23 protein-coding genes are annotated in these 22,208 nt (G+C 54.5%); 5 read left to right on the top strand and 18 right to left on the bottom strand.

The annotated features are described in order from the left end of the window. The first annotated feature begins 34 nt into the window (after positions 1 to 34). Complete coding sequence (locus ACT3TF_RS06015; RefSeq protein WP_441685507.1) at positions 35 to 1,282, top strand: ammonium transporter; 1,248 nt, start codon at positions 35 to 37, stop codon at positions 1,280 to 1,282. 182 nt (positions 1,283 to 1,464) lie between these two features. Beyond that, positions 1,465 to 1,803: a P-II family nitrogen regulator gene (gene glnK / locus ACT3TF_RS06020; protein WP_441685505.1), complete on the top strand. Its 339-nt coding sequence runs from the start codon at positions 1,465 to 1,467 to the stop codon at positions 1,801 to 1,803. Between the two features lie 137 nt (positions 1,804 to 1,940). Here the strand turns inward: glnK and ACT3TF_RS06025 are convergent, their stop codons facing one another. After that, the gene (locus ACT3TF_RS06025) at positions 1,941 to 2,717 is read right to left on the bottom strand and encodes a ferredoxin--NADP reductase (RefSeq protein ID WP_192535838.1); all 777 of its coding nucleotides are present in this window, start codon (positions 2,715 to 2,717) and stop codon (positions 1,941 to 1,943) included. 166 nt (positions 2,718 to 2,883) lie between these two features. Between ACT3TF_RS06025 and ACT3TF_RS06030 the strand changes: the two genes are divergently transcribed. Continuing rightward, a complete protein-coding gene (locus ACT3TF_RS06030) occupies positions 2,884 to 3,810 on the top strand; it encodes a LysR family transcriptional regulator (protein WP_235040743.1) in 927 nt (308 codons plus the stop codon). 29 nt (positions 3,811 to 3,839) lie between these two features. Here the strand turns inward: ACT3TF_RS06030 and ACT3TF_RS06035 are convergent, their stop codons facing one another. The 5 genes from ACT3TF_RS06035 to phnD form a co-directional block, all read right to left on the bottom strand. Beyond that, complete coding sequence (locus tag ACT3TF_RS06035) at positions 3,840 to 4,268, bottom strand: host attachment protein (RefSeq protein ID WP_444671778.1); 429 nt, start codon at positions 4,266 to 4,268, stop codon at positions 3,840 to 3,842. Positions 4,269 to 4,348: 80 nt separating this feature from the next. Beyond that, positions 4,349 to 5,158 (bottom strand): phosphonate ABC transporter, permease protein PhnE, encoded by an 810-nt coding sequence (gene phnE, locus ACT3TF_RS06040; protein ID WP_444671779.1) that lies wholly within the window; start codon positions 5,156 to 5,158, stop codon positions 4,349 to 4,351. Then, positions 5,152 to 5,964, bottom strand: a complete 813-nt coding sequence (gene phnE / locus ACT3TF_RS06045) for a phosphonate ABC transporter, permease protein PhnE (RefSeq protein ID WP_441685498.1) — start codon at positions 5,962 to 5,964, stop codon at positions 5,152 to 5,154. The genes phnE (ACT3TF_RS06040) and phnE (ACT3TF_RS06045) overlap by 7 nt, the downstream gene beginning before the upstream one ends. Then, positions 5,951 to 6,748 (bottom strand): phosphonate ABC transporter ATP-binding protein, encoded by a 798-nt coding sequence (gene phnC / locus ACT3TF_RS06050; protein ID WP_441685496.1) that lies wholly within the window; start codon positions 6,746 to 6,748, stop codon positions 5,951 to 5,953. The genes phnE (ACT3TF_RS06045) and phnC overlap by 14 nt, the downstream gene beginning before the upstream one ends. A 57-nt stretch (positions 6,749 to 6,805) precedes the next feature. After that, positions 6,806 to 7,798, bottom strand: coding sequence for a phosphate/phosphite/phosphonate ABC transporter substrate-binding protein (gene phnD, locus ACT3TF_RS06055; protein ID WP_444671780.1), 993 nt, complete (start codon positions 7,796 to 7,798; stop codon positions 6,806 to 6,808). A gap of 260 nt (positions 7,799 to 8,058) precedes the next feature. Between phnD and ACT3TF_RS06060 the strand changes: the two genes are divergently transcribed. Further along, a complete protein-coding gene (locus ACT3TF_RS06060; RefSeq protein ID WP_444671781.1) occupies positions 8,059 to 8,658 on the top strand; it encodes a histidine phosphatase family protein in 600 nt (199 codons plus the stop codon). Positions 8,659 to 8,700: 42 nt separating this feature from the next. Here ACT3TF_RS06060 and ACT3TF_RS06065 read toward each other — a convergent pair whose 3' ends face one another. The 6 genes from ACT3TF_RS06065 to hemE all read right to left on the bottom strand — a co-directional run bounded on the left by ACT3TF_RS06065 (position 8,701) and on the right by hemE (position 15,166). Then, positions 8,701 to 9,477 carry an amino acid ABC transporter ATP-binding protein gene (locus ACT3TF_RS06065; RefSeq protein WP_441685490.1) on the bottom strand — a complete coding sequence of 259 codons (777 nt, stop codon included), beginning with the start codon at positions 9,475 to 9,477 and terminating at the stop codon, positions 8,701 to 8,703. Between the two features lie 36 nt (positions 9,478 to 9,513). Continuing rightward, on the bottom strand, positions 9,514 to 10,614 hold the full coding sequence (locus tag ACT3TF_RS06070) for an amino acid ABC transporter permease (protein WP_441685489.1): 1,101 nt from the start codon (positions 10,612 to 10,614) through the stop codon (positions 9,514 to 9,516). 15 nt (positions 10,615 to 10,629) lie between these two features. Then, positions 10,630 to 11,820, bottom strand: coding sequence for an amino acid ABC transporter permease (locus ACT3TF_RS06075; protein ID WP_444671782.1), 1,191 nt, complete (start codon positions 11,818 to 11,820; stop codon positions 10,630 to 10,632). 98 nt (positions 11,821 to 11,918) lie between these two features. Then, positions 11,919 to 12,944, bottom strand: a complete 1,026-nt coding sequence (locus ACT3TF_RS06080; protein WP_441685485.1) for an amino acid ABC transporter substrate-binding protein — start codon at positions 12,942 to 12,944, stop codon at positions 11,919 to 11,921. Between the two features lie 243 nt (positions 12,945 to 13,187). Further along, complete coding sequence (speE, locus tag ACT3TF_RS06085) at positions 13,188 to 14,054, bottom strand: polyamine aminopropyltransferase (protein WP_441685484.1); 867 nt, start codon at positions 14,052 to 14,054, stop codon at positions 13,188 to 13,190. After that, positions 14,054 to 15,166 carry a uroporphyrinogen decarboxylase gene (gene hemE, locus ACT3TF_RS06090; protein ID WP_444671783.1) on the bottom strand — a complete coding sequence of 371 codons (1,113 nt, stop codon included), beginning with the start codon at positions 15,164 to 15,166 and terminating at the stop codon, positions 14,054 to 14,056. The genes speE and hemE overlap by 1 nt, the downstream gene beginning before the upstream one ends. A gap of 239 nt (positions 15,167 to 15,405) precedes the next feature. Here hemE and ribA point away from each other — a divergent pair, with 239 nt between their 5' ends. Next, on the top strand, positions 15,406 to 16,041 hold the full coding sequence (ribA, locus tag ACT3TF_RS06095) for a GTP cyclohydrolase II (protein WP_441667771.1): 636 nt from the start codon (positions 15,406 to 15,408) through the stop codon (positions 16,039 to 16,041). A gap of 58 nt (positions 16,042 to 16,099) precedes the next feature. On the opposite strand, the gene mnhG is transcribed toward ribA, so the two are convergent. Genes mnhG through ACT3TF_RS06125 form a run of 6 tightly spaced genes read right to left on the bottom strand, consistent with a single transcriptional unit; the run spans position 16,100 to position 22,149 of the window. Next, the gene (gene mnhG, locus ACT3TF_RS06100; RefSeq protein ID WP_441685479.1) at positions 16,100 to 16,477 is read right to left on the bottom strand and encodes a monovalent cation/H(+) antiporter subunit G; all 378 of its coding nucleotides are present in this window, start codon (positions 16,475 to 16,477) and stop codon (positions 16,100 to 16,102) included. Next, positions 16,474 to 16,752 (bottom strand): K+/H+ antiporter subunit F, encoded by a 279-nt coding sequence (locus ACT3TF_RS06105; protein WP_441685477.1) that lies wholly within the window; start codon positions 16,750 to 16,752, stop codon positions 16,474 to 16,476. Before ACT3TF_RS06105 ends, mnhG begins: the two co-directional genes overlap by 4 nt. 12 nt (positions 16,753 to 16,764) lie before the next feature. Continuing rightward, a complete protein-coding gene (locus ACT3TF_RS06110) occupies positions 16,765 to 17,268 on the bottom strand; it encodes a Na+/H+ antiporter subunit E (protein ID WP_444671784.1) in 504 nt (167 codons plus the stop codon). After that, positions 17,265 to 18,878 carry a monovalent cation/H+ antiporter subunit D gene (locus ACT3TF_RS06115; RefSeq protein ID WP_441685475.1) on the bottom strand — a complete coding sequence of 538 codons (1,614 nt, stop codon included), beginning with the start codon at positions 18,876 to 18,878 and terminating at the stop codon, positions 17,265 to 17,267. The genes ACT3TF_RS06110 and ACT3TF_RS06115 overlap by 4 nt, the downstream gene beginning before the upstream one ends. Next, complete coding sequence (locus tag ACT3TF_RS06120; RefSeq protein ID WP_096277176.1) at positions 18,875 to 19,219, bottom strand: Na+/H+ antiporter subunit C; 345 nt, start codon at positions 19,217 to 19,219, stop codon at positions 18,875 to 18,877. Before ACT3TF_RS06120 ends, ACT3TF_RS06115 begins: the two co-directional genes overlap by 4 nt. Beyond that, positions 19,219 to 22,149: a monovalent cation/H+ antiporter subunit A gene (locus tag ACT3TF_RS06125; RefSeq protein ID WP_444671785.1), complete on the bottom strand. Its 2,931-nt coding sequence runs from the start codon at positions 22,147 to 22,149 to the stop codon at positions 19,219 to 19,221. The genes ACT3TF_RS06120 and ACT3TF_RS06125 overlap by 1 nt, the downstream gene beginning before the upstream one ends. Positions 22,150 to 22,208: the final 59 nt, after the last annotated feature.

The raw sequence follows: 22,208 nt of genomic DNA on the forward strand, positions 1-22,208 counted from the left end.
CAGGGTACTTTTTTAGTTCAACGGAGAACTAACAATGAATGAATTGGCTGATCTAAGCTACGCACTCGATACCTTTTACTTCTTAATTTGCGGCGTGCTAGTCATGTGGATGGCCGCTGGTTTCTCCATGCTTGAAGCGGGCATGGTGCGTTCGAAAAACACGGCAGAAATTCTAACCAAAAACATCGCACTGTTTGCTATTGCCTGCACCATGTACCTGCTGGTTGGCTACTTCATCATGTACTCAAGCTCTGCCGGTGGCTTCCTGCCAAACCTGGGCTTCTTGATTGGTGCCGAAAACAGCATTGATGCCGTCACCGCAGGTGGCGACGATGCTCCATATTACTCCATGCGAGCCGACTTCTTCTTTCAGGTTGTGTTTGTCGCAACGGCCATGTCGATTGTGTCTGGAGCGGTGGCTGAGCGTATGAAACTGTGGGCATTCCTGGCCTTTGCGGTTGTCATGACCGCGGTGATCTATCCAGTATCTGGCTATTGGACATGGGGCGGCGGCTGGTTGGCTGAAGCGGGCTACTCTGACTATGCCGGTTCGGGCATTGTGCACATGGCTGGGGCCGCTGCTGCGCTAGCCGGTGTATTGGTGCTAGGGCCACGTAAAGGTAAGTACGGTAAAGATGGTTCGATTCATGCTATTCCCGGCGCCAACATGCCGCTGGCGGCGCTAGGCACACTGATTCTGTGGATGGGCTGGTTTGGCTTTAACGGTGGCTCAGAGCTAAAAATGTCGGATATCGGTTCCGCTAACAACGTGGCACAGGTGTTCGTGAACACGAATGCGGCCGCTGCGGGTGGCGTCATTGCCGCGCTTATTCTGGCTAAACTGTGGTTTCGTAAAGCGGACCTCACCATGGCGTTGAACGGTGCATTGGCCGGCCTTGTGGCGATTACTGCCGATCCGCTTTCTCCTTCTGCTTTGAGCGCGGCGATGATTGGCGCGATAGGCGGGATCATCGTTGTCGCTGCCATCGTGACACTGGACAAGCTGAAACTAGATGATCCTGTCGGTGCTATCTCGGTTCATGGTGTGGTCGGTATCTGGGGCGTGTTAGCAGTGCCGCTGAACAACGCCGATGCAACCTTTGGTGCCCAGATCATTGGCATTGTGGGCATCTTTGCTTGGGTCTTCCTTGCTAGCCTGGTGGTATGGCTTATTCTCAAAGCGATCATGGGCGTGCGCGTTAGTGAAGAAGAAGAGTATGAGGGTGTCGATATCGCTGAGTGCGGTCTCGAAGCCTACCCAGAGTTTAGTGTTAAAAAATAATTAGGTGGCGCCAAAAAGTAATTTTAAGACGCCTAAATGAGCAAGTGTTGTTCTCATGGCCTCCCCTTTTGGGGAGGCCTTTTTATTCTCCTACCATAGCGGTGTATGCTGGTCGTTAGCGGGCCATCCGCCGCCGCACAGTAAAGCCCATCACGGCCACCTAGTTAGAGAGGATTTTCGTAATGAAATTGATCACTGCTATTATCAAGCCATTTAAGTTAGACGACGTGCGCGAGTCTCTCTCCGAGATCGGCGTACAGGGCATTACGGTGACGGAAGTTAAGGGCTTTGGTCGTCAGAAAGGTCACACCGAGCTTTATCGCGGCGCTGAGTATGTGGTGGATTTCCTACCTAAAGTGAAGCTGGAAGTAGCGGTGGACGACGATATGGCGGAACAAGTCATTGATGCCATCACCCAGGTCGCTAACACGGGTAAAATTGGTGATGGGAAAATCTTCGTCATACCGCTAGAGCAGGTCATTCGCATCCGTACCGGTGAAACGGGAAAAGACGCGGTTTAAACGATTGAGTGGCGCTTTATAAATCGTGAGTGATAAGCAGCACAAAGCCCCTGTGGATAATCTCCATCAGGGGCTTTGTCGTCCTAGTGATGATGTAGAGAATTTTGTCTATTCACTATTCACCACTTACCAACAAATTACTTCTCTACAAAGGCACGCTCGATCACGTAGTCGCCGGGTTCGCCCATGCGCGGCGAAATATTCAGCCCCAGCTCATCAAGTAAGGCGCTGGTGTCGTCTAACATCGCAGGGCTGCCGCAGATCATCGCGCGGTCTTGACGCGGATCAATGGGCGGCAGGCCAGTATCTTCAAACAGCTTGCCGGAACGGATGTGGTCGGTCAGGCGTCCCATGGTGTGAAACTCTTCACGGGTGACGGTGGGGTAGTAAACCAGCTTTTTAGCAATATCCTCGCCTAGGTATTCGTGGGCCGGCAGCTCTTTGGTGATGAAGTCGGCATAGGCCAATTCAGAGACTTCACGCACGCCGTGGATCAGCACCACTTTTTCATAGCGCTCGTAAACCTCAGGGTCTTGAATCAGGCTCATAAAGGGCGCGAGGCCCGTACCGGTAGACAGCATATACAGGTTTCGCCCCGGCAGCAGGTCGTCGCAGACCAGCGTGCCAGTGGGCTTGCGGCTAACCATAATCTGGTCGCCCACTTTTAAGTGTTGCAGACGTGAAGTCAGCGGGCCATCGGGCACCTTGATGCTGAAGAACTCTAGGTGGTCTTCATAGTTGGGGCTGGCAATCGAGTAAGCACGCATTAACGGCTTGCCGTTGACTTCTAGGCCGATCATTACAAACTGACCCGTTTTGAAGCGAAGGCTGCGCTCACGCGTGGTGCGGAAACTAAATAGCGTGTCGTTCCAGTGGTGAACGCTGAGAACTTCTTCTAGGGCAAACTTGCTCATGCGGATCTCCATTAGCCGCTGCGGTGACTAAACTGCCGCAGCGTTATTCTTAAAAAGAATAAAAATGATTAAATATATTGTCGGTAATTCTAAGTGAATAATGATATATCTGTTAAGTAAATTATATTGATAACTCTTATCTATAAAATAGATATAGGCCGGATTTATGCACTATACCCTGCGTCAATTGGAAGTGTTTGTGGCGGTAGCTCAGCATGAAAGCGTTTCTCAGGCGGCGCGGGCGCTTGTGATGTCTCAGTCAGCGACCAGTACGTCGCTGGCTGAGCTTGAGCGCCAGTTTGACTGCCAACTGCTGGACCGAGTGGGTAAGCGCTTAAAGCTCAACGCGTTGGGGTTTCAACTATTGCCCAAAGCCGTCGCGTTGCTTGACCGCGGTGAAGAGATCGAAGAGCTGCTGCGCGGGCAGCAGGGCGTGGGGTCGCTGGATGTAGGAGCCACGTTGACGATAGGTAACTATTTGGCCACCCTTTTAATCAGCGATTTTATGCAGCGCCATCCCGGCAGCCGTGTTCGTCTGGCGGTGCGCAATACCCGCCATATTATCGAAGGCGTGCGTCAGCACTCGCTAGATTTAGGATTAATTGAAGGGCAGTGCGACGATGATATGATTATCAGCCAGCCGTGGGTGGAGGACGAGCTGTGTGTTTTTTGCTCGCCGCGCCACCCGCTGGCAGGCTTGGAACATCTTGAACTTGAGCAGCTGTTGCGTGAGGACTGGATCATGCGCGAAGAGGGCTCCGGCACGCGTATGACGCTCGAGCATGCCGCCCGCCACCGGCGTAGCCGGTTCAATACTCTACTGGAACTTGAACATACTGAAGGTATTAAGCGTGCCGTGGAGTCGGGCTTAGGGATTGGCTGCGTTTCGCGCCTAGCGCTGCGCGATGCCTTTCGGCGCGGCAGCTTAGTACCCCTGCCTACGCCGGAGTTGGATCTAAGGCGTCAATTCACATTTATCTGGCATAGGCATAAATATCTCACGACGGGCGTGCGCGAGTTTCTACGCCTCTGCCGTGAGATGACGGCCGGCGCCAAGCGCAGCGACGATATCTCGCTGCCGCCGATTCCTTAACCATTTTAAATGAATGTTTAACTGTTCGCTTAGCGTAAATCGCTGACGGCAGCCTGGATATCTCCAAGTGACGCTTTACTAAGGTCTTTCGAAAGCGAGTGAATGACTAGCTTCTGAGTGGGGCCATCGATTTTGTCGCGTAGCAAACCTAAAAACTTGGGCGGTGCCACCATAATGAGCTTCTCCATGCGGTTATCCACACGGGCGGCGTACAGATGATTGGCAACCTCTTTCGCAAAGAGCTCGTTTTCGTGCTTGGAGGCTGAGCCTTCTTCTCCAGCTGAGCGTGATGTGGTGGACGTAGCATCGTGCATGTCGCCGCGCCGATCGGTGACCAGATCCCCTTCGTGCAGCCGTCCTTGTGCGTGAACCAGGCTTTCGTGCTCTTCAAGCGTCAGCGCATCACGCGTAAAGATACGCGCGCGAGCGGCGTCGGCTACCACAATATAGGTTGTCATCACTGTGCATCCTCCTGGTCATTGATGGTGCTTTAACCATGGCAAGCGTTTGACGATAGGTCAAACGCTTGCACAATCTGCTACAGCACCTTGCTGCGTAGAAGGCTGGTAATGGCCTCACCAATCAGCACCAACACGATGATCGCAATCAATATCGTCGCTACGGTTGGCCAAGCGAAAGTATCAATAGCGCCCTGCAAAATAACCCCGATGCCACCCGCACCAACAAGCCCCAGCACCGTCGATTCACGGATGTTGATGTCCCAGCGCAGTATCACAATGGCAAAAAAGGCGGGCATGACTTGCGGCACAATCGCATAGGCAATCACCTTGGCTTTGGACGCGCCGGTGGCTTCCATCGCTTCTACCGGCTTGCGGTCGATCTCCTCAATGGCTTCGCCCATCAACTTGCCGATAAAACCGATAGAGCGAAACACGATGGCGAGAATGCCCGCTAACACGCCGGGGCCAAAAATGGCCACAAACAGCAGTGCCCAAATTATGGTATTCACCGAGCGACTGGAGACGAGTATGAAACGCCCCAACCATAGGCACGCACGGTTTGGCGTGGTGTTTTGAGCGGCAATGAAAGCCACCGGTAGCGCTAAAAAAATAGTTAGGAAAGTGGCCAGGGTCGCAATATGCACAGTCTCGACCAGCGCTGCGATAATATTGTTGAAACCCGCTGCACTGGGTGGCCACATGCGCGCGCCCAGGTTGGAGATTTGATTTGGTGCGTCCCATACCCAGGGCCAGAAAATATCAATATCGCGCACGGCCCATACCACCAGCATGACGGTGGCGAGCAGTACGGCGTAGCGAGTAAGGCGCTGTTTGCGGTCATAGCGTTGCCAAACGCGATCGGCAAGCTGCTGTGCGTGATCTACCATATTTTTTTCCTTACCCAGCCGCTGACACCTTCACTGAGCAAAATGACCGCGATGATAATGAGCAAAATCGCAAAGGCGAAATCGTAGTCGTAGCGCCCAAAGGCATTCATTAGCGTGCCCCCAATGCCACCAGCACCGACAATCCCTACGACCGCAGAGGCACGCAGGTTGCTGTCGAGTTGGTACATCGAAAGGCCCACTTGGCGCGGCAGAATCTGTGGGAATACCGCATAGAACAGAATGGCTACATAGCCTGCCCCGGCGGCCTTCATGGCTTCCACTTGGCCCCAGTCAATTTCTTCGATTTCCTCAGCGAGCAGTTTGCCCACAAAGCCAATCGAGTAGAGGGTTAGCGTGAGAACGCCTGCCAGCGGACCAAACCCAACGGCGGCCACAAAGAGGATCGCCACAATCACCGGGTGAAAGCTACGCGATATAATAATCACCGCTCTGCCGATGATATAAATAGGCATTGGGGCGATATTTCGTGCGGCCATCACCGCAAAGGGGATCGATAGAAAAACCCCCAGAAGGGTGGCCAAAATAGCGATTTGAAAGCTCTCTTTAAACCCCGTAATGAGCAGCCCATAGCGCTCCAGACTAGGAGGAAAGCCGCCGCTAAATATGCGCGCAGCGCGGGGTAGGCCTTCAGAAATACGCGCCCAGTTGAACGGCAGCGAGCCAAAGGCCCACACCAAGTACACCGCTGCGACAATGATTAGCCCGTAGCGCAGCAGAGGGTTAGCGATAAACGGTGGTTTTTTCCACGTGCGGGGCGTCGCTGGATGGGCGTCAGGCGGAGTCATGGGAGCGCTCCTCGACGGGCGTATCCGTGATTGCATCGTCTGGCGCTTCAATGCCCCCGTAGATGGCATCTAAGGCGTCTTTATTGAAGTCCGCGGGTAGCCCATCAAAAATCATTTTGCCGTGGCGTAAACCGACAATCCGTTCGGTGTAGGTTTTTGCCTGAGCAACGTTGTGGATATTAATCAGCACCGGCAGCGAGAGCTCGCTGGCCAAACTTTGCAGCAAGATCATAATTTGCTCAGACGTGCGCGGGTCCAATGAGGCCGTGGGCTCATCGGCCAGCAGGACTTCAGGCTCTTGCATCAGTGCACGTACCACGCCGACCCGCTGGCGCTCGCCACCAGAAAGCTCATCGGCACGCTTATTGGCATAATGGGCAATACCGACGCGCTCCATCAGCACAAACGCGCGTTCAATGTCTTCCTTGGGATAGCGGCGCGAAATCGCCTGGTAGAGATTGACGTAGCCTAGCCGCCCGGCCAGCACATTTTCCATCACGGTTAAGCGGTCTAAAAGATTAAAGCCTTGGAACACCATGCCAATCTTGCGTCGAGCGCGGCGTAAATCACCGCCTTTCAAATTCACAAGCTCAGTGCCGTTGAGTTTGATAGAGCCGGAAGTCGGCTCGACCAGACGGTTGATACATCTCAGCATGGTGCTTTTGCCTGCACCTGAGGCGCCTACAATAGAAACAACGCTGTTTCCTTCTACCTTTAGGTCAAGCCCTTTAAGTACGGCTTCATCGTGGCCATAGCGTTTGACCAGATTGGTAATTTCCAGCATGTGTTCGCTTCCATCGTCGAGAAAATAACCGCACCGCCAGTAGCGGTGCGTTACGTTTTACTCTTCCAGGTTTTCGGGCGTATAGCTGACGTTATTAGCTGCCTGGATGGTGCGAATCACCTGCCAGTTGTCTTTGTAGTTGATAGGAATAAACTTCTCGACGCCTTCGAACTCTTCGCCAAGCTCGGTGCCAGTAAAGTCAAAGGTGAAAAAGGCTTCTTCTATTTTTTCGACTAAAGCGGGATCTAGGTTATAAGCGTAGTTATAGGAGGTGGTGGGGAAGCGGTCGGACTCGTAGATCAGGCGCACGTCGTCGGCATCGTAGAGGCCACGTGCGGCCATCCGATCAACCACTTCAGAGGCGACGGGGGCGGCATCATAATCTTTCGCCACAACGCCGAGCATCGACTGATCATGACTTCCCGAATAGACCACTTCGTAGTCTTCATCCGGGGTAATGCCAAGTTCAGGAAGCAGTGCGCGGGGCGCTAAGTTGCCCGAGTTGGACGTTGGCGATGTGTGGGCGACGCGCTTGCCTTTAAGATCTTCCAGCTCGTGAATATCGGAGTCCACGTGCGTAAACAGCTGTAACGTGTAGCCAAACTGCCCGTCATCTGATCCCATCAGCGCGAAGGGAACGGCGCCCGCAAGGTTAACTGCAAAGGGCGTGGGGCCTGTGGAGAAGCCGGCGATATGTAGCCGGCCGCTGCGCATAGCCTCTACCTGGGCAGCGTTAGATTGCACCGCGAAAAAGCGTACGTCGCGCTCGGTGACCTTTGCTAGATGATCAATGAACGGCTGCCAGATATCGGTATAGATAGCGGGATCTTCGACCGGCGTGTAGGCAAAAATTAGCGTATCTGGATTGGCCCATTCCGCCTCATCAGCGGGTAGGTCGGCGACCATATCACCATTTTCATCACAATAAATGGCGTCTAAATCACCACGCTCACATTCCGCATAGGCGTGGGTAGATAGCAGGACTAGCGGAAGTAGGGATGCCGCTGTCAGCATTGCAAGCGGGCGCTTGCAGAAAAGCGAAGTTGCCATAGTAAGCCTCATTTGTGCGTTGTTTTTGTGCCTTGCTGTTTTATTAAAGCCTTGCTGTTTTATTAAAGCCTTGCTGCTTTTACTGCTTGATACGTCTTTGAATGCAGCGTGTCTTTGAAAACTGAGTAGTTATTTCGCTTTGTAATCTTCGTGGTTTTCACTTGAGACGACGCAAACTACGTTTCGTAAGTGGACATTTTGCACGAAAAATGGTTATTTCCGAAAACAGACACCTTCAATTTAGGGTTTAAGACGAACATATGTCAAATACTTTACAGTCACTCTCAGACCATTGGCGTAACCGCTATTTATTAATGCGCCACGGCCATAGCCAGGCTAATCAGCAGGGACTGATCATTAGTTCACCTGAGCGCGGGGTAGACGATTTTGGCCTTTCCGAACATGGTGAGCAGCAGCTTGCCCAGGTGGTGATCGACTGGCCGTGGCCTAGGCCCACGCGCGTTATTCATTCTGATTTCCTACGTACTACCCAGACCGCTGCCCGCGTGGCCGCCGCGTTTGGACTAGCCCTCAGCGTGGATACGCGTTTAAGAGAACGCCATTTCGGTGAGTTAGACGGGCAGAGAGACGAACATTATCCCCGCATATGGGCATTAGATGCTCAGGATGCCGAGCATCAACACCATCAGGTTGAAGCCGTTAGCAGCGTTGCCGGGCGTATGCAGGCAGTGGTCCGTGAGTGGGAGCAAAAGGTCAGCGGAGAAACGATCTTGCTGGTTAGCCACGGTGACCCGTTGCAAATCCTATTGACCGCCCTGGCTGAAAAGCCATTGAGCCAGCATCGCCAGCAAACGCCGTTAATGCCAGCCAGTATTACGCCGCTAGGCGAGCAGAAGTAAGCGAAATACAGGCGTAAAAAAGCATGCATATTCGCCACTTAGCTAGTGGCCCAGGATCTGGCTTAAGAACAGCTGGGTCCGCTCTGACTGCGGGTTATTGAAAAAGGGTTCAGGCGCGTTCTCTTCTATAATTTGCCCTTGATCCATAAAGATCACTCGGTCAGCCACTTTTTTGGCGAAGCCCATTTCGTGGGTTACACAGATCATGGTCATGCCTTCTTCCGCAAGCTCGACCATAACGTCGAGTACTTCCTTGATCATCTCAGGGTCAAGTGCAGAGGTCGGCTCGTCAAACAGCATGACGTCGGGGTGCATACACAGCGAGCGGGCAATCGCCACACGCTGCTGCTGACCGCCGGAAAGCTGCCCCGGATACTTAGTGGCCTGCTCGGCAATACGCACCCGTTCTAGGTACTCCATCGCCAGTGCTTCGGCCTCTTTACGCGGCTTCTTTTGTACCCACATCGGCGCGATACAGCAGTTTTCCAGTACCGTTAAATGCGGGAACAAATTGAAGTGCTGGAATACCATGCCGACACTGCGGCGAATCTGCTCAATGCGTTTCACATCTTGGGTCAGCGGTATACCGCCCACCACGATTTCACCCTTTTGATGCTCTTCGAGATGGTTGATGCAGCGAATTAACGTTGATTTTCCTGAGCCCGAAGGGCCGCATACCACGATACGCTCGCCGCGTTTTACTTCCAGATAGATATCGCGCAGTACGTGGAAGTCGCCGTACCACTTGTTGACGTTGCGCATCTCGACCATCAGGTCAGAAGCACTGGTGTCAGAGGTGTTGGTGGCTGCTTGTGTCATGTTGAAATCCTACTTAAAACGTAAAGAGAGGCAGCGTTAGTGCTTATGGCCGGTATTGAGCTTGCGCTCCAAATACTGGCTATAGCGCGACATGCTGAAACAAAAGATCCAGAACACGAATGCGGCAAAGACGTAGCCCTCGAGCGAGAAGCCCAGCCAGTTCGAGTCGGAAAGCGCCGCTTGCACGATGCCCAGCAGGTCAAACAACCCGATGATCATGACCAGAGTGGTGTCTTTAAACAGTGAGATAAACGTATTAACGATGCCGGGGATCATCATTTTCAACGCCTGAGGCATGACGATCAGGCCCATACGTTTCCAATAGGTCATGCCTAACGCCGCTGCGGCCTCGTCCTGGCCTTTGGGGATGGCCTGTAAGCCGCCGCGAATAACTTCCGCCATATAGGCACTCTGGAACAGCGTTAAGCCGATCAGGGCACGCACAAGGCGATCCACGCTGATTTCGGAGGGTAGGAACAGGGGCAGCATCACCGAGGCCATAAACAAAATGGTGATGAGCGGGACACCGCGCCAAAACTCGATAAAAATGACGCAGAACGTTTTGACGATAGGCATATTCGAGCGTCGCCCGAGCGCTAATACAATGCCAATAGGCAGTGCCCCTACCATGCCGACGGTGGCCAATAGCAGCGTCAGCATCAGACCGCCCCAGCGATGCGTTGAAACACGCGGCAGGTCAAAGTAGCCGCCGTGTAGGAGCACGTAGGCGATCACTGGGAATACCAGCAGAGCCAATAGCACCACCCAACGTTTAAACGGCAGGCGTGGAATGACCATCCAGGCAATAATGGCCGCAAACATGGTAAACACAATATTGGGCCGCCAGTACTCGCTGCTGGGGTATAGGCCGTACATGAACTGTGAAAAACGCGCGTTAATGAATACCCAGCAAGCGCCTACTCGAGAGCAGTCTTCGCGGCTGGAACCCACCCAGTCAGCGTCAATAAAGGCCCATTGAATCGTGGGTACGATCAATAGATACAGCACATACAGCCCCAAGAGCGTGAAGATGCTATTGACGGGCCCATTGAACAGGTTGCCACGCAGCCAGGCGATCGGGCCAATCGTGCCTTTAGGCGCCGGGCGCTGAGGGATGGTGTCTTTGTTGTGAATCATGGTGTCGCCTCCGGCCTAGCGTTCAACCAGCGCAACGCGAGCGTTGAACCAGTTCATGAACATGGACACCAGCAAGCTGATGACAAGATAAACCGCCATGGTCATGGCAATAACTTCGATTGCCTGACCGGTCTGATTGAGCGTAGTGCCGGCAAACACCGATACTAGGTCGGGATAGCCGATGGCGGTGGCCAGTGACGAGTTCTTAATCAGGTTAAGATATTGGCTAGTGAGCGGCGGAATGATGACGCGCATGGCCTGTGGAATGACCACCAGACGTAATACCAGTTTGCGCGGCAAGCTCAGTGCCTGTGCCGCTTCCGTCTGTCCATGGGGAATAGCCTGGATACCTGAGCGCACAATTTCGGCGATAAACGATGCGGTATAGATAGACAGTGCCAGCCACAGCGCCAGGAACTCGGGAATGATGGTAATGCCGCCTCGGAAATTAAAGCCGCGCAGTTCAGGCATTTCCCAAGTGACCGGCACGCCGGTGGCGATTAGCACCAGCAGCGGCAGGCCAAAAATGATTACCAGCGATAGCAAACCGGCGGGCAGGCGTTTGCCGGTGGCTTCATGACGGCGCCTGTTCCAAATAATCAGTGCGATGCTGGCAATGATCGCGACTACAAACGTAGCGGGAATCAGCCCAAAACCGGATTCAAACAGCGGCTGGGGTAGATAAAGTCCGCGAACATTCAGAAAGAAGGCTTCACCAAAGGCCAGGCTATCCCGGGCGCCGGGCAGCGTGCGCAGTACCGCGAAATACCAGAAAAAGATCTGCAGCAGCACGGGAATATTACGAAACGTTTCGATATAGGCGTTGGCTAAGCGTGCGATCAGCCAGTTGGGTGACAAACGCGCTATGCCGACAGTAAAGCCAATAATGGACGCGGCGATGACGCCCAGCCCGCCGACCAGCAGCGTATTGATCAAGCCAACCACGAAGGTGCGGCCGTAGGAGCTTTGCGAGGAGTAATCGATCAGGCTTTGAACAATGCCGAAGCCCGCCGTGTTACTCAAAAATCCAAAGCCGGTGGTAATGCCCCGAGCATTCAAGTTGGCTTGGGTATTGTGGATAATGTAGGCCAGGAAAGCCGTGACAACGGCGATCAAAATGATTTGGAAAATAAGTGCGCGCTTAGCGCGATCTCGCCAAAACGGCGGCTTGTGGCCGGCGTGGCGAATGTTGGGTCTTACCGACATGGATGGCGTCTCCGCTACACGGAAGGTCAATCAGATGGCCCGCCCATTCCTTGATATGAAGACTGGAAAAGTCGGCGGGCCAGGGTCAAGCGAGACGCTTAGCGAATCGGAGGAGCGTACTGGAAGCCACCGGCGTTCCAAAGAGCGTTCACACCGCGCTCAATTTCAAGCGGAGAGCCCATGCCTACGTTACGTTCAAAGCTTTCAGCGTAGTTACCGACCTGACTGATAATGTTGTAAGCCCAGTCAGCCTCTAAGCCCATGCCTTCGCCATAGTTACCGTCTTGGCCGAGCAGGCGAGCCACGTCCGGATTTTCAGAGCTGAGCATTTCCTCAGCATTTTCGCTGGTCACGCCGTATTCTTCGGCGTTAATCATAGCGAACAGCGACCACTTAACGATGTTAAACCAAGTGTCATCGCCTTGCCGCACGACGGGGCCAAGCGGCTCTTTAGAAATAATCTCAGGTAGAATGACCGCGCCTTCGGGGTCGTCAAGCTGGATACGTAGCGCTGCCAGCTGTGAGGTGTCGGAGGTCAGTACATCGCAGCGCCCGGCCTGGAAGCCGCCAACGGTTTGCTCAGAGGTATCGAAAACGATGGGGTCAAATTCCATATCGTTGGCGCGAAAGTAATCGGCCACGTTCAATTCGGTCGTGGTGCCCGTTTGGATACAGATAGCGGCGCCATCAAGTTCCATTGCACCGTTAATGCCAAGGTCGCGGCTAACCATAAAGCCGATACCGTCGTAGAAGTTAACCCCTGCGAAATTGAGACCCAGGGTGGTATCCCGAGTGGTGGTCCAGGTGGTATTGCGCGAAAGGACATCCACTTCGCCCGATTGAAGAGCGGTAAAGCGCTCAACGGCGTTAAGGGAGATGTAGTTGACCGCTTCTGAATCGCCAAGTACGGCTGCGGCGACTGCACGGCATACATCAACGTCCAGGCCTTGCCAGTTACCGTCGCCATCCGGTGCAGAAAAGCCAGGCAGGCCGTCACTCACGCCACACTGAACGGCCCCGCGCTCGATGGTATCTTCTAAGACGTCTGCTTGAGCCGTTGCTATTCCCGCTAACGTCACTGAGCCAGCAGACGCTAGTAGCACGAGGTGTTTTTTGTTCAGCATATAGTTCCCCTTGAATCAATTAGAATCCTGAATTCCCAGAATTACGCATGCCTTAGCATGTAACTAAACCTAGCAAGTAAGATGCCAACAAGGGTACCGGCGCTAATTCAGCGCTTTTCAACGCTACTCAACGGATTCGAGACGAACGTCTATATGCAAAAAACGAGACTGCCCACTTGCTCTTGCACCTTTCTAGGGCAGAACAAGATGGGCAGTGGTCAAACGACGGGCTAAGGGCGTTATTTACTCGGCCGCAAATGCCTTGCGCATAAACGGCGGTAGCACGAGCGCCCCACGGTGGGCATCAACGCTGTAATACTCCAGCGGCAGGCCGTGGCTTGCGGCGTCCTGTTCACGGAACGCATTAACGTCGATAGATTTACCGGCCAGCGTCACGCTCCACCAGCCTGAGGGGTAAACCGGCTGCGGGAAAGGCAGCGTAGCAACGCTGTCAAATCCGGCTTCTTGCATATCGTGGCGCAGTTCGCGAATGATCGATCCGCTATGATAAAGCGGCGACTCGCTCTGTTGCACCATTACGCCGCCACTTTTCAAAATGCGGTGACAGCGCTTTAGGAAGTCAGTTTTAAACAGCCCTTCGGCGGGGCCAACCGGGTCGGTGGAGTCGATAATTAACACGTCGATACTCTCATCCGGTGCATCGTCGACCCACTTCACACCATCGGCGAACAGCAGCTCGGCCCGCGGATCGTTATTCGACGCCACCAGCGTAGGGAAGAAGCGTTGTGATGCTTTGGTAACCTCTTCATCGATATCGATCTGAGTGACTTTTTCAACGCCAGGGTGACGCAGCACTTCTTTTAAGGTGCCGCAGTCGCCGCCGCCAATAATCACTACACGCTTAGGATCTTGATGGGTAAACAGCGCCGGATGCGCAATCATCTCGTGGTAAAGAAAATTATCGCGATCCGTCAGCATCACGCAGCCATCCAGCACCATTAAGTTGCCGTAGGTCTCGGTGGCGTAGACTTCTAAGTGCTGGTACGGACTCTGCACATCCAGCAACTTTTCAGAAATCTTCAGTGAGAAAGCGCTGCCGTGGCTATCAAAGACTTCGGTAAACCACTGGTCGTCGCGTAATTCGCTCATCAATTGGCTCCTGGATGCGTGACGTTGGATGGGGTCGAAATATCCCGGTGATACTGCGGGCTTAGCTCGTGCAGCGCCTCCATGAAGGCGGTGACGTTGTCCGGATGCGTAAATTGGCTGATGCCGTGGCCCAGGTTAAACACGTGGCCAGGGCCATGGCCGTAGCTTTCAAGCACGCGAGCAACCTCTGTGCGAATTGCCGAGGGGCGGGCAAACAGCACGTTGGGGTCCAGGTTGCCCTGTAGCGCCACTTTATGACCAACGCGGGCGCGAGCATCGGAAAGCTCGGTGGACCAGTCGATACCCAGCGCATCGGCACCGGCGTCAGCGATATTTTCCAGCCACTGACCGCCGTTTTTGGTGAACAGAATCACCGGCACGCGGCGCCCGTCGTGTTCGCGGATCAGCCCCGCCACGATCTGCTTCATATAGCGCAGCGAAAACTCAAGGTAGGCAGGTGTTGAAAGCGCGCCGCCCCAAGTGTCAAAAATCTGTACCGCCTGGGCACCCGCGCGAATCTGCGCATTCAGATAGTCGGTCACCGACTGCGCCAGCGTATTCAGCAGCTGGTGAAGAGTGTCTGGCGTGTCGTAGAGCATGGTTTTTAAGTGGCGGAAATCTTTGCTAGAGCTGCCTTCCACCATGTAAGTCGCCAGTGTCCAGGGGCTGCCAGAGAATCCGATAAGTGGCATACGCCCGTTCAGCTCGCGGCGAATAGTCGACACCGCGCGCATCACGTAATCTAGGTCGCGCTCGGCATTGGGCACGCTCAGCGCGTCAACTTCTGCCTGCGTGCGTACCGTTTTACGAAATTTAGGGCCTTCGCCAGTTTCAAAGTACAGGCCAAGCCCCATCGCATCCGGAATGGTTAAAATATCCGAAAACAGGATAGCCGCATCCAGTGGATAGCGTTCCAGCGGCTGAAGCGTTACTTCGCAGGCCAGGTCTTGATTGCGGCACAGGTCCATAAAGCTGCCCGCATCGGCCCGTCTGGCGCGATATTCTGGCAGATAGCGGCCAGCCTGACGCATCATCCATACCGGCGTGCGATCCACGGGCTGACGCGCCAGCGCGCGAAGAAAACGATCATTTTTCAACGGTGTAGTCGTCATAAACACTTGCTCTTAGGAAATTTGCCCGCATTGTATGGGGGTAATTGTACTTGAAGTTGTACTTGAAGATAGGCGCGAGAGCGGCTTACCGCGTGGCAAAATCGTCGCACCCAGCCAATTTTTCTCCGCTATTTAGCCGTCTAACCACCGTGAGGCGGGCGCCGCTTCCTGATAGAATACTTGCCTACTTTGCCAACACTGGTGTGGTTAACTGGTTTGGTTAATCAACGAGGTAACCTGTGACCATTCGCTTCATTGCCGCTTCCCGACTGCCCACGCCCTGGGCCACTTTTACTATGCATGGCTTCGAAGATGAGGCTACTGGCAAAGATCATATCGCGCTAACGCTGGGTGACGTGACCGGCGATGAGCCGGTACTTGGGCGTGTGCATTCTGAGTGTTTGACCGGCGATGCGCTGTTCTCAATGCGCTGCGACTGTGGCTATCAGTTGCAGGAGGCGCTCAAACGCATCGCTGAAGAGGGCCGCGGCGTACTGTTTTATCTGCGCCAAGAAGGACGCGGCATTGGGCTTTTGAACAAAATTCGTGCTTACAATCTGCAAGACCAAGGTGCTGACACGGTAGAGGCCAACGAGCAGCTCGGCTTTGGTGCCGATATGCGCCGATACGATCTGTGCGTGCCCATGCTCAATCACCTAGGCGTTACATCGCTACGCTTAATGACCAACAACCCGCGTAAGGTTGACGCGCTCACCCGCGACGGTGTCAACGTAGTAGAGCGCCTGCCCATCACGACCGGCCTAAATCCCCATAACGAACACTATCTTTCAACCAAAGCGGGCAAGCTGGGCCACATGATGGCCCTTGATGATTTTACCCGCGCCAGCGATGTGGATATTGAGCGTAAGGGCTAGGTAAGCGGACGGTGTCAGGCTAACAGAAGGGGCGCCATTGCTATGGCGTTAGCCCTTCTTACTCATCCGGTGAGAAGGGATAAACTTCGTTTGATTCTGTCTTGCTATCGCGCCGGCGCGCCCGGAGGTCTCGATAGACCGCGGTGCGCATAAGTAGCATTGCCACGACAGGCGCTGTAAGCAAAATGAACGCGGTGATGAGTAGCTCGTGAATCACCAGGCGCGACTGCAGCGCGGTAAAGAACAGCATTGATGCGATTAAAATGCAGCCAGCGCCTAAAGTGACCGTGATCGCCGGGCCATGGATACGCTGAAAAAAGTGCGGCAAACGCACCAGGCCTATCGCGCCAATCAGCACTATCAGGCTGCCCAGCACCAGCAGCAGAGTGACGGGCAGGCTGACCCATAAGGGGAGGTTTTCAAAGTCAGGGCTCATTCGATCACCTCGCCGCGCATTAAAAATTTCGTGAGGGCCACCGTCGAGACAAAGCCCGTCAATGCGATGAGCATGGCCACTTCAAAATAAATCAGATTACCAAAACGCAGGCCTAGCGCTAACGCGAGGAGCATTGCGCACATCCATAGCGTGTCCAGTGCGAGCACTCGGTCTTGTGCGGTGGGGCCAAGCAGCAGGCGCACGACGCACAGCATCATCGCCAGAAGGATACACACCAGTGTGAAGTTGATGGCTAACGATAAAAGGGCCGTCATTGGCGCGCGCTCCTATACATTGTCGAAGATCTCAATCAACGGTTTCTCGTAGCGTGTCTTGATGGTGTCGACCCACCATTGGGCGTCGTGAAGATCAAACACATGCAGCACCAAATCATGGGTGTCGGGTAAAATTTCTACCCACACCGTACCCGGCGTAGAGTTAATCAGGCACGACAGCAGCGCTAAGCCGTGAGAATGCTTCAAGTCCAGCGGTACTTTAATAAACTGTGAATTCAGCCCTTGAGGCTTGGCGAAGAGAATGATCCGGCTCACGTTGAAGCAGGAGCGAATAATCTCTATTAGCGATAGCGTCAACAGGCGGGCCATCACCAGCGGCTTTCTAAACGGTACCGGCGTCATCGGGCGCAGCGGCTTGGTCATTAAGGGGGCGGCAATCGCAAGCAGCGTGCCGAGCAGTATCTGGGCGGGCGCTACGCTCTGGTTGAGCATTAGCCACATAGCCAGCAGGGCAACGGAAAGCATCGGCGAGGGTAGCCAGCGGTGCAGGCTCATGTGCGTTCTCCCAACGGCTCTTGGGTGATCACCGGGGCAGACTCAATGCGCTCAATATACAGGCCCGGTTGATGAAGCGGCTCAGCGCTACGCTCCAGATAGGCCACGGTAGGCCCCGCCTGGGCCGTTAGTAGCACGCAGAGCAGCAGCAGCGCGGTGATGGGTGCCACCTCCGAGCGCTGTAAATGCGGTGCCGTGGTGTGTTTAGTGGCCCAAAAGGTGCGCACGCCAAAGCGCATCAGCGAAATAATGCCCGCCAAACCTGAAAGTACTATCAGCGTCAGCAGCAGCCAGGTCACCATGCCGGTCGACATTCCTTCTGGATTGAGCAAGGTATGCATCAGGCCAAATTTCGCCACAAAGCCCGATAGCGGCGGTAGGCCTGTGATCACCAGCGCGCATCCGGCGAAGGCGAGCCCTAAAAACGCCAGCGCACCTGGGATAGGCACACCCACCGGCTCGTCAGGCTTATCATCAACGGCAAAGGCTTCCATGGTCAGCGCTAGCATCGCCGCGCCGGGGGTTCTGATCCGCTCAATCAGCTCAATTAGCAGCAGGAACGCTGCGACGGCGAGCGTCGAGCTAATCATATAAAACAGCGCAATGTTGATGAGTTCGGGCTGCCCGTAGCCTACCGCTGCTAACAGCGTGCCGGACGAGATGACCGCAGCATAGCCGGCCATACGGCCTGGTTCTTGGCTGGCCAGCAACCCAATGGTACCGAATGCCAGCGTCGCGAGCCCGCCCCATAGCAATAGATCGAAGCCAAAGCCTGCCGCCGGTCCATCCGAGAACAGCAGCAGCCACAGCCGCAGCAGCACGTACACGCCAATCTTGGTCATCAGTACCATCATCGCGGCCACCGGCGGCGATGTGGCTGAATAGGTGGTGGGTAGCCAGAACCCCAGCGGCCACATAGCGCTTTTGGTCAAAAAGGCGAGCGCTAGAATAACAACGCCCACTTTCAGCAGCACCAGGTCTTCAGCGGCTAACAGATCTAAACGCGCGGCGAGATCGGTCATGTTCAAGGTGCCGGTCGTTGCATAAATCAGCGCCACGCCTATCAAGAAGAAGAACGATGCCAGCAAATTGACCACGATGTATTGCATGCCCGCGCGGATGCGCCGGGTATTGTAGCCGTGCAGTACTAACCCATAGGAGGCTGCCAGCATCACCTCAAAAAAGACGAATAGGTTGAACAGATCATTAGTCAGAAAAGCGCCGTTAATACCCATTAATAAGAATTGAAACAGCGAGTGAAAGTGGACGCCGATACGGCTCCAGCGCGACATCGAAAATACTAACGAGGCGATTGCCAGCACTGACGTCAGCAGCATCATCACCGCGGTAAGCCGGTCGACCAGCAGCACAATACCGAAGGGCGCCGCCCAGTTAGCTGAGAGATAAACGCCAATGCCGTTGGGCCAGTATTCGCGGTCAGACAGGTAAAGCAGCACCAGTGAAATTATTAGCAAAGACACGGTGCTGACAAGGTTAATAAGAAACTTACGCTCATGACGGCGCTCGTTAATCAAGATCAGCAGTGCGCCGCATAGCAAGGGTACTAATACCGGGGCAAGGATGAGGTGTTGAACCCACGGTAGGCTCATTTATCCATCTCCTTACCATCGACATGATCCGTGCCGGTTAAACCGCGTGCGCCGATCATCACCACTAGATAGAGGGCGGTGGTCGCAAAGCCGATGACAATCGCCGTTAACACCAGCGCCTGCGGCAGCGGGTCAGCGTACAGTGAAGGGTCAATTGCCCCTTCACCCAGCGTCAGCGGTGCTTGATTGATCGACAGGCGGCCCATAATGAAAATAAACAGATTCACCGCGTAGGAAATGAGCAGCAGGCCGGTAATGACCTGGAAAGAACGTGGGCGCAGGATCAGCCAGACGCCAGCGCCAAACATAATGCCAATGGCAATCGCTATGACGGCTTCCATCAGTTGGCCTCCTTGTTGATAACGGGGGCGATGTTACTAATGGGCAGACGATGGCTACGCACCGATTGGTGAGCCAAGGCCACGAGAATCAAGATTGTTGACCCTACCACTACGCCAAAGACGCCTAAATCGAAAACAAAGGCGCTGGGTAGGTGAATCTCGCCTAGTATCGGCAGCGTCATATGGGCAGTGTGCGTGGTTAGGAAGGGGTAGCCGAACAGCCAGGACCCCAGCCCCGTTGCGCAAGCGATGATTAATCCAAACGCAATCCAACGGTGTGGCTGTAAGCGCAGATGTTTTTCTACCCAGGTCGTGCCGCCTAGCATGTACTGAACAATAATCGCGACGGCAAACGTAAGCCCCGCAACGAAACCGCCGCCGGGAAGATTATGGCCACGAATAAAGAAGTAAGCAGCAATGACTACCATGATCGGAAGCAGCATGCGCAGGTAAACGGCGGGCACCATTAAATAGCCGCTTTCCACTTGCTGTACGGGCGTTTGGCCGGCGGCGGGGTCAACATTATTGGTCTGTTGCGCCGGAATTGGCAGGCTTTCCGGCGCAGGGCGAAAGCGCCGCAGCAGGGCGTATACCGTCAGCGCTACCACGGCGAGGACGACGATTTCGCCTAACGTATCGAAGTTACGGAAATCCACCAGCAGCACGTTAACCACATTGCTGCCGCCGCCTTCACTCAGCGCGCGCGTCATGAAGAAATCAGAAATGCTGCCCACGGGTGCCGAGCGCACCAATACCGCATAGCTGACAATACTCATGCACAGGCCCGCGACCACGGCGACCACCATATCCCGCGAGCGTCTAAACCACGAAAGGCGCGTGGCTCGCATGTTGAGCTCTTTGGGGGTAATCCGCGCAGGCAGCCAGCGAAGGCCAAGCAGAATCAGTACCGTCGTGACGGTTTCAACCATAAGCTGGGTCAGGGCGAGATCGGGCGCCGATAGCCAGAGGAAGGTAATGCTGACCACGATGCCGACACCGCCCACCAAACTGAGCGCTGCTAAGCGGTGGTATTTAGCCTGCCAGGCGGCTGCCACGGCACAAATGGCGCCAATTACCCACAGGCCGGCGAACAGCGGGGAAAACTCGCCGTTGGCTGAAAAAGTCAACAATGAAACGGGCCTAACGATCAGCAGCGGCACCGCTAATAGCAGCGTAATCATTAGCAGCAGTTGAGGCTGTACGCGCCGGGTACTCAATAGTTTTTCAAGCAGCGAGGCGCTGGAGGAAATCCTCAGCATCGTGCTCTCATAGGCTTGTTTGCCATTAAAGCGATAGAGAAACGGCACGCGGTTGGATTGGATCAAGCCGTGGCGTGTGCGTAGCCAGATATAAAGCAGTACGCCCCCGCCCAACGCCACCACACTCATTAGCAGCGGCAGATTAAAGCCGTGCCAAACGGAAAGACTATAGCCGGGCGTTTGCTCGCCGAGGACTGAGATTGCCGCGGTGTTGAGGAAGGGACCAATACTCAGCCCAGGAATCACTCCCACTACTAGGCAGCAAAGTACTAAGAACTCTACCGGGAAGCGCATCCAGCGCGGCGGTTCGTGCGGCGTACGCGGCAGGTCGGTCGCCAGCGGGCCAAAGAACACATTGATAAACCGCAGCGAGTAGGCAACGCTGAAAATGCCCATTAACACGGCCGCAGCGGACATGCTCCAGTTACGGGCCGACCCTACTGCCAATGCCTCGGCGAAAAACATTTCTTTAGAAAGAAAGCCGTTAAGCAGCGGCACACCGGCCATGGCCGCACTCGCAACAATCGCCAAGGTGGCGGTATACGGCAGCACCTTAAAGAGCCCGCGCAAATGGCGCATATCCCGGGTGCCGCTCTCATGGTCGATAATACCCGCCGCCATAAACAGCGATGCTTTGAATGTAGCGTGATTAAGCGTGTGGAACAGCGCAGCGACCATCGCCAGCGGCGTGCCAATGCCCAGCAATAAGGTAATTAGCCCCAGGTGGCTGATCGTTGAGTAAGCCAACAGGCCTTTAAGGTCGTGCTGGAAAATGGCGGTAAAGGCACCAATGAGTAGCGTGCAGAGCCCCGCGCCACCAATGATTAATGTCCACTCGGGCGTTCCTGAAAGAGACGGCCATAGGCGCATCAATAAAAACACACCGGCTTTGACCATCGTCGCCGAATGCAAAAAAGCCGAGACGGGCGTCGGCGCCGCCATGGCGTGAGGTAGCCAAAAATGAAACGGGAACTGAGCGCTTTTGGTCAGCGCCCCTAACGCGATTAAAATCAGCGTGGGTAAGTACCAAGGGTGCGCACGAATCAGATCCCCTGATGCCAGCACCACATCTAATGAATAGCTGCCAACGATATGGCCAAGCATCAGTACGCCGACCAGCAAGCAAAGCCCACCAGTGGCCGTCACGGTAAACGCCATGCGTGCGCCGCGCCGTGCATCTGCACGGTGGTGCCAGTAGCCAATGAGTAAGAAGGAGGTCAGGCTGGTCAGCTCCCAAAACACAACCAGCTGGATAAGATTACCCGATAGCACAACGCCAAGCATGGAGGCCATAAAGGCTAAGAAGAAAGAGAAAAAGCGCGGCACGGGGTCTTCGGGTGACATGTAATAACGTGCGTAAATGACCACCAGTACGCCGATGCCTTGAATCAGCATTGAGAACATCCATGCCAGGCCATCCATGCGAAGTATGAAATTCAGCCCGTAATCGGGCATCCACTCAAGCTGATAGCGGACGACGTCACCAGTGCCTAGTTCTCCAGTACCTAGTTCACCAGGGCCTATCTGAGTATAGAGATAGGCGGTGATGACTAACCCTACAAAGGCAATACCTCCGGCTAGCCATGCTTCACGGTTACGCGCATTGGTCGGCATGAGCGCGGCTATTATGCTGCCAACTACTGGCATTAGGATGAGTAACAGTAGCAGCATAGGGCTCCGTAAAAGGTAGTGAATCTTAGGGCGGGAAAGCTAAATCGAGGGCAGTAATG

Source organism: Halomonas sp. AOP25-F1-15 (assembly GCF_052378675.1).
In the GTDB taxonomy this organism is placed as follows: Bacteria; Pseudomonadota; Gammaproteobacteria; order Pseudomonadales; family Halomonadaceae; genus Vreelandella; species Vreelandella casei.

Excerpts from the sequence above, each read along its gene's own strand:
- ACT3TF_RS06015 (WP_441685507.1), top strand. The coding sequence starts at position 35 with ATGAATGAATTGGCTGATCTAAGCTACGCACTCGATACCTTTTACTTC.
- glnK (WP_441685505.1), top strand. The coding sequence starts at position 1,465 with ATGAAATTGATCACTGCTATTATCAAGCCATTTAAGTTAGACGACGTG.
- ACT3TF_RS06025 (WP_192535838.1), bottom strand. The coding sequence starts at position 2,717 with ATGAGCAAGTTTGCCCTAGAAGAAGTTCTCAGCGTTCACCACTGGAAC.
- ACT3TF_RS06030 (WP_235040743.1), top strand. The coding sequence starts at position 2,884 with ATGCACTATACCCTGCGTCAATTGGAAGTGTTTGTGGCGGTAGCTCAG.
- ACT3TF_RS06035 (WP_444671778.1), bottom strand. The coding sequence starts at position 4,268 with ATGACAACCTATATTGTGGTAGCCGACGCCGCTCGCGCGCGTATCTTT.
- phnE (WP_444671779.1), bottom strand. The coding sequence starts at position 5,158 with ATGGTAGATCACGCACAGCAGCTTGCCGATCGCGTTTGGCAACGCTAT.
- phnE (WP_441685498.1), bottom strand. The coding sequence starts at position 5,964 with ATGACTCCGCCTGACGCCCATCCAGCGACGCCCCGCACGTGGAAAAAA.
- phnC (WP_441685496.1), bottom strand. The coding sequence starts at position 6,748 with ATGCTGGAAATTACCAATCTGGTCAAACGCTATGGCCACGATGAAGCC.
- phnD (WP_444671780.1), bottom strand. The coding sequence starts at position 7,798 with ATGGCAACTTCGCTTTTCTGCAAGCGCCCGCTTGCAATGCTGACAGCG.
- ACT3TF_RS06060 (WP_444671781.1), top strand. The coding sequence starts at position 8,059 with ATGTCAAATACTTTACAGTCACTCTCAGACCATTGGCGTAACCGCTAT.
- ACT3TF_RS06065 (WP_441685490.1), bottom strand. The coding sequence starts at position 9,477 with ATGACACAAGCAGCCACCAACACCTCTGACACCAGTGCTTCTGACCTG.
- ACT3TF_RS06070 (WP_441685489.1), bottom strand. The coding sequence starts at position 10,614 with ATGATTCACAACAAAGACACCATCCCTCAGCGCCCGGCGCCTAAAGGC.
- ACT3TF_RS06075 (WP_444671782.1), bottom strand. The coding sequence starts at position 11,820 with ATGTCGGTAAGACCCAACATTCGCCACGCCGGCCACAAGCCGCCGTTT.
- ACT3TF_RS06080 (WP_441685485.1), bottom strand. The coding sequence starts at position 12,944 with ATGCTGAACAAAAAACACCTCGTGCTACTAGCGTCTGCTGGCTCAGTG.
- speE (WP_441685484.1), bottom strand. The coding sequence starts at position 14,054 with ATGAGCGAATTACGCGACGACCAGTGGTTTACCGAAGTCTTTGATAGC.
- hemE (WP_444671783.1), bottom strand. The coding sequence starts at position 15,166 with ATGACGACTACACCGTTGAAAAATGATCGTTTTCTTCGCGCGCTGGCG.
- mnhG (WP_441685479.1), bottom strand. The coding sequence starts at position 16,477 with ATGAGCCCTGACTTTGAAAACCTCCCCTTATGGGTCAGCCTGCCCGTC.
- ACT3TF_RS06105 (WP_441685477.1), bottom strand. The coding sequence starts at position 16,752 with ATGACGGCCCTTTTATCGTTAGCCATCAACTTCACACTGGTGTGTATC.
- ACT3TF_RS06110 (WP_444671784.1), bottom strand. The coding sequence starts at position 17,268 with ATGAGCCTGCACCGCTGGCTACCCTCGCCGATGCTTTCCGTTGCCCTG.
- ACT3TF_RS06115 (WP_441685475.1), bottom strand. The coding sequence starts at position 18,878 with ATGAGCCTACCGTGGGTTCAACACCTCATCCTTGCCCCGGTATTAGTA.
- ACT3TF_RS06120 (WP_096277176.1), bottom strand. The coding sequence starts at position 19,219 with ATGGAAGCCGTCATAGCGATTGCCATTGGCATTATGTTTGGCGCTGGC.
- ACT3TF_RS06125 (WP_444671785.1), bottom strand. The coding sequence starts at position 22,149 with ATGCTGCTACTGTTACTCATCCTAATGCCAGTAGTTGGCAGCATAATA.